This is a genomic window from Streptomyces bobili, assembly GCF_002154575.1.
Classification (GTDB): domain Bacteria; phylum Actinomycetota; class Actinomycetes; order Streptomycetales; family Streptomycetaceae; genus Streptomyces; species Streptomyces bobili.
The window spans coordinates 1-10,117 of the sequence record NZ_MUBA01000428.1; the positions used below are offsets into that span (position 1 = coordinate 1).

Here is a 10,117-nt window from a genome sequence, read left to right on the forward strand (position 1 = left end):
GGGGGAGGTGGTGGTCACCCGCACATTATGGTGGCCCCCTCGGGGGGTGTCAGGGGGCCCGGAGCGGCCACCCGGTCAGCCCAGCCGGGGGATCTCGATCGCCGGGCAGCGGTTCATCACCATGTCCAGGCCGGCGGACCGGGTGCGGTCGTAGGCCGCCTCGTCGACCACGCCGAGCTGGAACCACACCGCCTTCGCGCCCTTGGCGACCGCCTCGTCCGCGACGGCTCCGGCCAGGTCACTGTTGACGAAGACGTCCACCACGTCCACGTCGAAGGGGATGTCCGCGAGGGAGGCGTACCCCTGCTCACCGTGCACCGTCTCCGCCTTCGGGTGGACGGGCACGACCCGTTTGCCGAAGCGCTGGAGCACCTCGGCCACGCCGTACGCCGCCCGCCGCGGGTTCGTGGACAGCCCCACCACCGCCCAGGTGTCACCCAGCCCGGTGAGGATCCTGCGGATCGTTGCCTCGTCGCCGTACACGGCGGCCTCCTCTGACGCACGGACATCGCACGACGCCGAACGGCGTCCATCCGCTCAACATCGGACGGCGCGCACCGATTCCGCACCCTGGACTGCGCGAGCGGCCCGGTCCGCCTACGCTCGGGCGCGTGCTGCGCATCATCGACGCCCGAACCGGCGAGCCCGTCGTCGCCGCCCCCGTCCGCCGTGGTCTGACCCGCGTCGAGGCCCACGCCTCGGGGTACGGCACCGGATCGCTCCGTGTCCTCGTCGTCGCCGACCTCGTCGTCCGGGTCCTGGAACTCGGCGGTACGTCCGTCCTGCCCGTGCTGACCGGCGAACGCGAGCAGGCGGAGCTGCGGGCGGCCGCCACGACACTCGGGGTCCGCCCCTTCGAGGACGCCCGCGACCTCTCCGGCGGATTCGGCGAGGCCCAAGCCGTGCACGTGGCGGGGGAGGACAGCGCCGCGACGGCGGGGGAGAGCGTGTGGGTCCCGGTCGGCGCCGTGCGGCCGGACGCCCTGGCCGGCCCGGACCCCGATCCGGCGGCCCTCCGCCTCGCCCTGCTCTCCCACCACCACCGCGCGCCCGCCGCGCTCGACGCCGCCGCACTGCACGAGGCCGCCACCACCCTCGCCCGCTGGCGCCGTGCCGTCGCCCACTGGGCACGGAGCCCGTCCCGCCCCGTCCCCGACGACCTGCGCGGGCGACTGCGGGCCGCCTGGGACGACGACCTGGACCTGCCCGCGGTGCTGAGCGTTCTGCGCTCCGTGGAGGAGGCCGGACCCCCGCTCCCGGACGGCGCCCGCTTCGAGACGTACGCCTACGCCGACCGGCTCCTCGGCCTCGAACTCACCCGCGACGTGGGAGCAGCGGCGTGAGCGCCGACGTGAGCGCCGACGCCGCGGCTGGGCAGCCGCGCCGGCTCGTCGTCCTGCGGCACGCCAAGTCGGCCTGGCCGCAGAGCGTGCCCGACCACGAGCGGCCCCTCGCCCCGCGCGGCCTGCGCGACGCCCCGGCGGCCGGCCGCGCGCTGGCCGGTGCCGACTGTCTGCCGGACCTCGCCCTGTGCTCCACCGCCGTACGCGCCCGCCGGACCTGGGAGCTGGCCTCGGCCCAGTGGGACACCGCACCGCCGGTCCGCTACGACCCGCGCGTGTACGCCGCCGACGTACCGGAGTTGCTGGCCGTGGCCCGCGAGACGCCCGCCGAGGTCCGCACCCTGCTGCTGGTCGGACACAACCCCGGCCTCCAGGAACTCGTCCTGCACCTGGCGGGCGACGCGCTCCACGACGCCCTGGAGCCGGTCCGGGTCAAGTTCCCGACCTCCGCCGTCGCGGTCCTGGCCTGGCACGCCCCCACCTGGGCCGAGCTGGCCCCGGGCGCGGCCCTGCTGACCTGGACGGCGGTGCCGCGGGGGCACAAGGACGGCGGCTGAGGCCGTACCCGCCACCGCATAGGCTGGGCCGATGCAGGACGAGTACCGCACCGTCGCCCACCGGGGCGTCCACGAGACCGAGGTCAACCGCTCCCGCTTCCTGTGCGCGCTCGCCCCGGCGGCCACGGAGGAGGAGGCCCAGGCGTTCCTCGCGGCCGTCCGCAAGGAGCACGCCGACGCCACCCACAACTGCTGGGCCTACGTCATCGGCGCCGACGCCTCCGTCCAGAAGGCCAGTGACGACGGCGAACCCGGCGGCACCGCCGGCGTCCCCATGCTCCAGATGTTGCTGCGCCGCGACATGCGGTACGTCGTCGCCGTCGTCACCCGCTACTACGGCGGGGTCAAGCTCGGAGCAGGCGGCCTCATCCGCGCGTACGGCGGCGCCGTCGGCGAAGCCCTCGACACCCTTGGCACGATCACCCGCCGCCGCTTCCGGCTGGCCACGGTGACGATCGATCACCAGCGGGCCGGCAAGGTCCAGAACGACCTGCACTCCACGGGCCGCGACGTTCGCGACGTCCGTTACGGCGAAGCGGTCACGATCGAGATCGGCCTCCCGGACGCCGACGTGGACGCCTTCCGCGCCTGGCTCGCGGACGCGACGGCCGGGACCGCGCGGTTCGAACTGGGCGGGGAGGCGTACGGGGACGCGTGAGGGCGTGCACGACCGGTCCCGCGGCGGTGAGTTGGGTGCTGCGGCGCCCGGCGGGCCGTGCGGGATCGCCGGGCGGCCCGTGCGGCGTCAGGCCCTGAAGATGTGCTCGGCCTGGTCGCGGTGAGTGGTGTGGAGGTCCCAGTAGACGGGGGAGATCTCCTCGGGCCGGGCGGTCGGGAAGCCGGGGACGGCCGGCGTGCCGATCGACGCGTCGATGCCGATGTGGGCGGCCTGGACCCCGGTGCCGTCCAGCTCCTTGTGCAGGTTGATCACCCAGTTGCGGAGCGCGGCGGCGGCCGCGTTGACGTTGCCGACCTGCGGCACGGGGTCGATGGAGCCCGCGCCCGTGGTGTAGAGCAGGGTGCCGGCGCCGGCCTCCCGCATCGCCGGCAGCACGGCCTTGGTGGCGGCGATGGCACCGTAGAGCTGGAACTCGATCTCGTGCTGCACGTGAGCCGGTTCGGTCTCGACCGGAGTGGTCAGAGCGGTGGAGTTGAAGCTGCCGACCGGGGAGTACTCCAGGATGTCGATCCCGCCGAACCTCGTGCCGGCGTCCTTGAGGGCCCGGGTGAGCGCCTCGCGGTCGAGGACGTCCGCGGGGAAGGCGGCGGCGGTGATGCCCTCGGCGATGAGCTTGGCGACAAGACGGTCGAGCTTGTCGCGGTTGCGGGAGATCAGGGCGACGTCGATGCGCTGGGAGCCGAAGGTGCGGGCGATGGCCAGGCCCAGCTGGGGGCCGGCTCCGATGATGGCGATGCTGGTCACAGCGATCCTCTCTGAAAAAGCTGGTGGGTCGAAGGAAGCAGGTATCTGGATAGCCTTATCCACATCGACGGCATGGGGATCCGGATAGGGCTTTCCGGTTCGCTGTCGCCACCGTACCACCAAAAGTGGATAGGCTAATCCGGTTGTTAGACTCCCCGGTATGACGCCTGGCACCCAGCATCCCGACGACCCCGCCGCCCAGCCGCTGCGCAGCGACGCCGAGCGCAACCGGGAGCGGATCATCGCCGCCGCGCGGGCGGTGTTCGCGCGTGACGGTCTGGGCGCCTCGATGGCCTCCGTCGCCCGTGAGGCGGGCGTGGGGATCGCGACCATGTTCCGCCGCTTCCCCACGAAGGCGGAACTGGTCGACGCCGTCTTCGTCGACCGCATGGACGCCTACGCCAGCGCAGTCGCCGTCGCCCTGGACGATCCCGACCCCTGGCACGGTTTCGTCGGCTACATCGAGGCCGCCTGTGCGATGCAGGCCGCCGACAGCGGCTTCGCCGACGTCCTGACCACGACCTTCCCCACCGCCAAGGCCCTGGAGCGGCGCCGCAACGAGGCCTACGAGGGCATGGTCGAACTCATCGGCCGGGCCAAGGCGGCGGGTCGCCTGCGCGAGGACTTCGACTCCTCGGACCTGGTACTGCTGCACATGGCCAACGCCGGTGTCGTCAACGCCACCGGCGACGCCGCCCCGGACGCCTGGCGCCGCGTGGTCGCTCTGCTCGTCCAGTCCTTCGAGACCCCGGCCCGCGGCCCTCTGCCCGCCTCGCCCAAGCACGACGCCCTCTACAGGGCCATGCTCCGCGCCGGTCCGGCGGCTGTCACGGCGCAGGAGCGGGACGCCGGCGGCGCCTGACCAGGCTGGATTCCGGCGCGAGCCGTCGCCGTCGGCCGGTCCGGGCCTTCCTCGCCCGGCGTTGCCGGTCAGGAGGTGTCGGCCGGTCGTTCCGGGCCGGCCGGTGGCGGTCGCCCTTGGGGAGTGTGGCGGCCGGGACCCGGGCTGCTGACGGCCTTGCGCGGCGGCCGAGCGGCCTAGACAGCAACCGGGCAGCCACCTGGTCGAGCACCGGCCCCGGGGTGGGATCGTGGCGCGACACGTCGGGCCGGCTGGAGCACCGCGTGCAGTCGTGGGGGAGGGTCCCGGTGGGTTACGTATTGCAGGCAGCGATCGCCGGACACGAGTTGCTGCGTGCCGCGTCGCGGGACGTTCCCGGCGCCGGAGTGGCACCGCTTCGGCAAGGCCTCTCGTTGATGCCGATGACGGATGAGGTCTTCGACACGGTCACGGACGGAGGCCCCGCGGGGTCGCTCGGCTTCTGGCGGTTGCCCGCAGGCTTCGAGGAGCTGCTCGCTCGGTGGTCCGCCGCGGGGCCGGTCGCCTACGTGGAGGCCGAGTACTTCGGTGGTGTCGGCGAGCAGCACGCTGCCGTCTGGGCTCACGGCGGTGTCGTACTGGGGCCCCTCCACGTACAGGAGGGCCAGGCCTTCGGGGCCTCGGGCAGCCCGATCTCGCAGGCTTTGCGGAGGCTGGGCGTGGTGGCGGACACGGCCGCCGACGAGTTCGCCACCGTTGGGCTGGATCGCCATCGGTCGAGCGAGGGGTGGATCGCCTGAGGTCCGTTGTCAGTGGCTCGGGATACGGTGCCGGTGAGGCGCCGGGGGTGGACCGAGGTCCGTGACGGAGCAGGTGCCGGCAGGCGTTAGCGTGGTCGGTGCCGAGAGCGGGGACCGTGGTGGTCCGGTGCCGAGTCCACGGCTGAAACAGGGGGAAACGTGCGGGTCGGAGCGGCGTCTTGAGAATTCTGCACACGTCCGACTGGCATCTCGGCCGGGCGTTCCACCGGGTGAACATGCTCGGGGCCCAGTCCGCCTTCATCGGCCACCTCGTCACCACCGCGCGCGAGCGCGAGGTCGACGCGGTGGTCGTGTCGGGGGACATCTACGACCGTGCCGTACCGCCGCTCGCCGCGGTCGAACTGTTCGACGACGCCCTGCACCACCTCGCCGACCTGGGCGTGCCCACGGTGATGATCTCCGGGAACCACGACTCCGCGCGTCGGCTCGGCGTGGGCGCCGGACTGCTCGGCCGCGCGGGCGTCCATCTGCGCACCGACCCGGCCGCGGCCGGCACCCCGGTGATCCTGCGGGACGACGTCGGTGACGTCGCCTTCTACGGGCTGCCCTACCTCGAACCCGCCCTCGTGAAGGACGCGTTCGGCGTGGCGAAGGCCGGGCACGAGGCCGTGCTCGCCGCCGCCATGGACCGGGTCCGCGCCGACCTCGCGGGCCGGCCGCGGGGCACCCGCTCGGTCGTCCTCGCGCACGCCTTCGTCACCGGCGGCAGGCCCAGCGAGAGCGAGCGGGACATCACCGTCGGCGGAGTCGCCTCGGTGCCCGCCGGAGTCTTCGACGGCGTCGACTACGTGGCGCTCGGGCATCTGCACGGCTGCCAGACCCTCACCGAGCGCGTGCGCTACTCCGGCTCCCCCCTGCCCTACTCCTTCTCCGAGGCCGACCACCGCAAGACCATGTGGCTCGTCGACCTCGACGCCGGGGGAGGCCTGACCGCCGAGCGGATCGACTGCCCCGTCCCGCGCGAGCTGGCCCGGCTGCGCGGCACACTGGACGACCTGCTCGCCGAGCCGGGGCTCGACCGGTACGAGGAGGCGTGGGTGGAGGCGACCCTCACCGACGCGGTGCGCCCGGCCGACCCGATGGCCCGGCTCACCGCACGCTTCCCGCACACCCTCAGCCTCGTCTTCGCCCCCGAGCGCGCCCCGGACGACCCGGACGTCTCCTACGCCCGGCGCCTGGCGGGCCGCAGCGACCAGGAGATCGCCGAGGACTTCGTGGCGCACGTGCGCGGCGCGGGCCCCGACGTGCGCGAGCAGGGCGTGCTGCGGGACGCCTTCGACGCGGTGCGCGCGGACGGCACCGTACGGGAGGTGTCACGGTGAGGCGAGGGACGGCCGCCGGGGTGGCACCGGGCCCGGATGCACCTGTTCACCGCGCGCTCCCAGCCGCAGGGGCGTCCGCCCACGACCCGCTCCCGGCTCCAGAACCTCGCACCGACGACCACCGGGGGGACGCGCGATGAGGCTGCACCGGCTCGATCTCACCGCCTTCGGGCCCTTCGGCGGCAGCCAGAGCGTCGACTTCGACGAGCTGTCCGCCGCGGGGCTCTTCCTGCTGCACGGGCCGACGGGCGCCGGCAAGACCTCCGTCCTGGACGCCGTGTGCTACGCGCTGTACGGCTCCGTCCCCGGCGCCCGGCAGAGCGCTCAGGGGCTGACGCTGCGCAGCGACCACGCCGCCCCAGGCACCCGCACCGAGGTCACCCTCGAACTCACCGTCGCGGGGCGGCGGCTGGAGGTCACCCGGCAGCCGCCCTGGGAGCGCCCCAAGAAGCGCGGCCGTCCCGGTACCACCGTAGAGAAGGCCCAGAGCGGGCTGCGCGAGTACGACGCCGCCGCCGGGGTCTGGAAGGACCTCAGCCGCTCCCACCAGGAGATCGGCGAGGAGATCACCCAGCTGCTGGGCATGAGCCGTGAGCAGTTCTGCCAGGTCGTGCTGCTGCCCCAGGGCGACTTCGCGCGGTTTCTGCGCGCCGACGCCGAGGCACGGGGGCGGCTGCTCGGCCGTCTCTTCGACACCCAGCGCTTCGCCGAGGTCGAGAAGCGGCTCGCCGAGCGCCGGCGTGCCGCCGAGGCACGTGTGCGTGAGGGCGACACGGCGCTCCTGGCCGACGCGCACCGCATGCAGCAGGCCGCCGGTGACGCCATGGAACTGCCCGAGCTGGCGCCGGGCGAACCGGGCCTCGCCGAGGCCGTGCTGACCGCCGCCGCCGTGGCCCGCAGCAGCGCCCGTGAGCAGCACACGATCGCCGAGTGCGGCCGCCTGGCCGCCGAGTCCGCCCAGGCCGCCGCCGAGCGCGCGCTGGCCGGCGTACGCGAACTCGACCGGCTGCAGCGGCGGTTCGCCGAGGCGCGGGAACGGGCCCGGCTGCTTCAGGAGCGGGCCGGGGCGCACCGGGAGGCGCAGGCGCGGATGGAGCGGGCGCGCAAGGCGGAGGCGGTGGCGCCGGCCCTGGAGCTGCGGGAGGCCGCCGACGCCGAGCACCGCGGAGCGACCGCCGCCGAGGCGAGCGCGCGGGCGCTGCTGCCGGAGGGGTTCGCCGACGCGGGCGCGGGCGGGCTGGCCGGCGCCGCCCGACGGGCCGCGGAGGAGCTGGGCGGGCTGGAGTCGGCCCGCCGCGGTGAGCTACGGCTGGCCGGACTGCTCGCCGAGCGGACCGACCTGGACCGGCAGGAGCGCGCCGACGAGGACGTACTCGCGGAGACCGAGAGCTGGCTCGCCGGCTGGGACGCGACCCGTGCGGCGCTCCGGGAGCGGGTCGAGTCCGCGCAGGAGGCCACGACCCGCGCCGAACAGCTCGCCGTGCAGCGTGAGCCCGCCCAGCGCCGGCTGACGGCGGCCCGGCTGCGCGACCGGCTCGACCGTGACAGCGACGACGCCCAGCGGCAGGCCCTCGCAGCCGGTGAGAGGGCCCTGGCGGCCCGCACGCACTGGCTGGACCTCAAGGAGCAGCGGCTCAACGGCATCGCCGCCGAGCTGGCCGCCACCCTGCGCGACGGCGAACCCTGCGCGGTCTGCGGCGGCACCGAGCACCCCGCCCCCGCCCGCAAGGTCGCCGGTCACGTCGACCGCGAGGCCGAGGAACAGGCCCTCGCCGCCTATCAGCGCGCCGAGCAGCACCGCGCGGACGCCGAACGCGACGTCGGACGCGTCCGGGAGAACCTCGCCGCCGCCCGCGCGGAGGCGGGCGACGCCGCCACCGACCGACTCGCCGCCGAGGCCGAGGAGTTGGAGAGCGCCTACGGCCTGGCCCGCCGGGAGGCCTCCGCGCTGCACCCCGCGCGCGAGGAGCTGCGCCGCGCCGAGCAGGAGCACGAGCGCCGTACCGCCGCCCAGCGGGAGGCCGCCGTCAGGGCCGCCTCCCGAGTGGGCCACCGTGAGCGGCTGGAGCGCGAACGGGCCGCGCTGGAAGAGGAGTTGGCCGAGGCCCGGGGCAGCGCCCGGAGCGTGTCCGCGCGCGCCGAACAGCTGGAGCGGCAGGCCGCCCGGCTCACCGACGCGGCCGACGCCGCCCGCGCCGCCGAGGAGAGTGCCACCCGCCTCAAGGCCGCCGACGGACGCCTCGACGAGGCCGCCTTCCGCGCCGGGTTCGACACCCCGCGGGCCGCCGCCGACGCCCTCCTCGACGATGCCGCCCACCGCGAGCTGCAACACCGCCTGGACGCCTGGCAGTCCGAGGAGGCGGCCGTACGGGCCGTGCTCGCCGAGCCCGACACCGTGGCCGCCGCCCAGGAGCCCGCCGCCGACCTCGCCGCGGCCGAGCAGGAGGCCGGCCGGGCCGCCGAACGGCTGCGCCGGGCCGCCTCCGCCCAGGACGGGGCCGCCCGCCGCTGCGCCGAACTCGACCGCCTCTCCGCGCGCGCGGCCGACGCCGTACGGCGTCTCGCGCCACTGCGTGAGGAGTACGACCGGGTGGCCCGCATGGCAGGCCTCACCGCGGGCACCTCGGCGGACAACGAACGCAAGATGCGCCTGGAGGCGTACGTGCTGGCCGCCCGCCTGGAACAGGTGGCCGCCGCCGCGACCGTCCGCCTGCAGCGCATGTCGTCCGGTCGGTACACCCTCGTGCACTCCGACGACCGGGCCGGGCGCGGCCGTAGCGGCCTCGGCCTGCACGTGGTCGACGCCTGGACCGGACGCGAACGGGACACGGCCACACTGTCCGGCGGCGAGACCTTCTTCGCCTCCCTCGCGCTCGCGCTCGGTCTCGCGGACGTCGTCACCGACGAGGCGGGCGGGGTCAGGCTGGACACCCTCTTCATCGACGAGGGGTTCGGCAGCCTCGACGACCAGACGCTGGACGAGGTCCTCGACGTCCTCGACTCCCTGCGCGAACGCGACCGCAGCGTAGGCATCGTGAGCCATGTCGCCGATCTGCGGCGGCGCATCCACGCCCAGCTGGAGATCGTGAAGAGCCGGTCGGGGTCGGTGGTGCGGCAGCGCGGTCAGTGACCGAGCGGGCGCCGGGGCAGGGGCGAGGAGTAGACCACGCTGGTCGTCACTGCCCCCAGGGCGCCGATCTTGCCCGTCAGCTCCTCCAGGTGCCGCATGGAACGGGCGGCGACCTTGATGACGAAGCAGTCGTCGCCCGTGACGTGGTGCGCCTCCAGGATCTCGGGCGTGACGGCCACCAGGTCGTGGAAGGGCTTGTAGTTGGCGTTGGGGTAGCGCAGCCGCACGAAGGCGAGGACCGACAGGCCGAGCCGCTCCGGGTCCACGACGGCCGCGTACCCCTGGATGACGCCCGCCTCCTCCAGCCGCCGCACCCGCTCGGTGACCGCGCTCGCGGACATCGACACGGCCCGTGCCAGGTCGGCGAAACTGGCCCGGCCCTCACGTTGGAGAACCTCGAGGATGCGCCAGTCGGTGGCGTCCGGGGAATACACGGTCATCACCGAGGGATACCAGGGGATCCCCGGCCTCGCAAGATCCATGCCGGGGATCGTCCCTTCATCGGGGCCCTTCGCGGCCGTAGATTTCTGGTCATCGCCACCGCACAGAGAGGCCCTCGGATGACCGCCACCAGCCCCACGGCCCCGACCGCCGCCGGCCCGGCCGTCCCTACCGCCACCACCACACCCGCCACCAGCCCTGTCCTGCGGGTCGCCCCCGCCGCCCCGGCCGACGCAGCCGCCTACTTCCGGGCCTCCCTC

The 10,117-nt window shown here is 74.6% G+C and carries 10 protein-coding genes; 7 read left to right on the forward strand and 3 right to left on the reverse strand.

The features are described from left to right. Nucleotides 1–75 precede the first annotated feature (75 nt). Nucleotides 76–483 carry a CoA-binding protein gene (locus tag BZL64_RS28930; RefSeq protein ID WP_086772113.1) on the reverse strand — a complete coding sequence of 136 codons (408 nt, stop codon included), beginning with the start codon at nt 481–483 and terminating at the stop codon, nt 76–78. A gap of 128 nt (nt 484–611) precedes the next feature. On the opposite strand from BZL64_RS28930, the gene BZL64_RS28935 reads away from it, so the two are divergent. Genes BZL64_RS28935 through BZL64_RS28945 form a run of 3 tightly spaced genes read left to right on the forward strand, consistent with a single transcriptional unit; the run spans nt 612 to nt 2,558 of the window. Then, nucleotides 612–1,343: a hypothetical protein gene (locus tag BZL64_RS28935; RefSeq protein ID WP_086772114.1), complete on the forward strand. Its 732-nt coding sequence runs from the start codon at nt 612–614 to the stop codon at nt 1,341–1,343. An 8-nt stretch (nt 1,344–1,351) separates the two neighbouring features. Continuing rightward, on the forward strand, nt 1,352–1,900 hold the full coding sequence (locus BZL64_RS28940; protein WP_086772121.1) for a SixA phosphatase family protein: 549 nt from the start codon (nt 1,352–1,354) through the stop codon (nt 1,898–1,900). 31 nt (nt 1,901–1,931) lie between these two features. Continuing rightward, nucleotides 1,932–2,558 (forward strand): YigZ family protein, encoded by a 627-nt coding sequence (locus BZL64_RS28945; protein WP_086772115.1) that lies wholly within the window; start codon nt 1,932–1,934, stop codon nt 2,556–2,558. An 87-nt stretch (nt 2,559–2,645) separates the two neighbouring features. On the opposite strand, the gene BZL64_RS28950 is transcribed toward BZL64_RS28945, so the two are convergent. Beyond that, on the reverse strand, nt 2,646–3,323 hold the full coding sequence (locus tag BZL64_RS28950) for an SDR family NAD(P)-dependent oxidoreductase (RefSeq protein ID WP_086772116.1): 678 nt from the start codon (nt 3,321–3,323) through the stop codon (nt 2,646–2,648). Nucleotides 3,324–3,483: 160 nt separating this feature from the next. On the opposite strand from BZL64_RS28950, the gene BZL64_RS28955 reads away from it, so the two are divergent. The 4 genes from BZL64_RS28955 to BZL64_RS28970 all read left to right on the forward strand — a co-directional run bounded on the left by BZL64_RS28955 (nt 3,484) and on the right by BZL64_RS28970 (nt 9,416). Next, entirely contained in the window at nt 3,484–4,185 is a 702-nt protein-coding gene (locus BZL64_RS28955) for a TetR/AcrR family transcriptional regulator (protein ID WP_086772117.1), read from the forward strand. 401 nt (nt 4,186–4,586) lie between these two features. Beyond that, the gene (locus BZL64_RS28960; protein ID WP_208639542.1) at nt 4,587–4,943 is read left to right on the forward strand and encodes a hypothetical protein; all 357 of its coding nucleotides are present in this window, start codon (nt 4,587–4,589) and stop codon (nt 4,941–4,943) included. A 179-nt stretch (nt 4,944–5,122) separates the two neighbouring features. Next, complete coding sequence (locus BZL64_RS28965; protein WP_086772118.1) at nt 5,123–6,286, forward strand: exonuclease SbcCD subunit D; 1,164 nt, start codon at nt 5,123–5,125, stop codon at nt 6,284–6,286. Between the two features lie 136 nt (nt 6,287–6,422). Next, nucleotides 6,423–9,416, forward strand: coding sequence for an AAA family ATPase (locus tag BZL64_RS28970; protein ID WP_086772119.1), 2,994 nt, complete (start codon nt 6,423–6,425; stop codon nt 9,414–9,416). Here the strand turns inward: BZL64_RS28970 and BZL64_RS28975 are convergent. Further along, on the reverse strand, nt 9,410–9,856 hold the full coding sequence (locus BZL64_RS28975) for an Lrp/AsnC family transcriptional regulator (RefSeq protein ID WP_086772120.1): 447 nt from the start codon (nt 9,854–9,856) through the stop codon (nt 9,410–9,412). The genes BZL64_RS28970 and BZL64_RS28975 overlap by 7 nt on opposite strands. Nucleotides 9,857–10,117 lie beyond the last annotated feature (261 nt).

Bases quoted from the DNA above. Each gene is read 5' to 3' on its own strand.
- BZL64_RS28945 (WP_086772115.1), top strand. From the start codon at position 1,932: ATGCAGGACGAGTACCGCACCGTCGCCCACCGGGGCGTCCACGAGACC.
- BZL64_RS28955 (WP_086772117.1), top strand. From the start codon at position 3,484: ATGACGCCTGGCACCCAGCATCCCGACGACCCCGCCGCCCAGCCGCTG.
- BZL64_RS28960 (WP_208639542.1), top strand. From the start codon at position 4,587: ATGACGGATGAGGTCTTCGACACGGTCACGGACGGAGGCCCCGCGGGG.
- BZL64_RS28970 (WP_086772119.1), top strand. From the start codon at position 6,423: ATGAGGCTGCACCGGCTCGATCTCACCGCCTTCGGGCCCTTCGGCGGC.
- BZL64_RS28975 (WP_086772120.1), bottom strand. From the start codon at position 9,856: ATGACCGTGTATTCCCCGGACGCCACCGACTGGCGCATCCTCGAGGTT.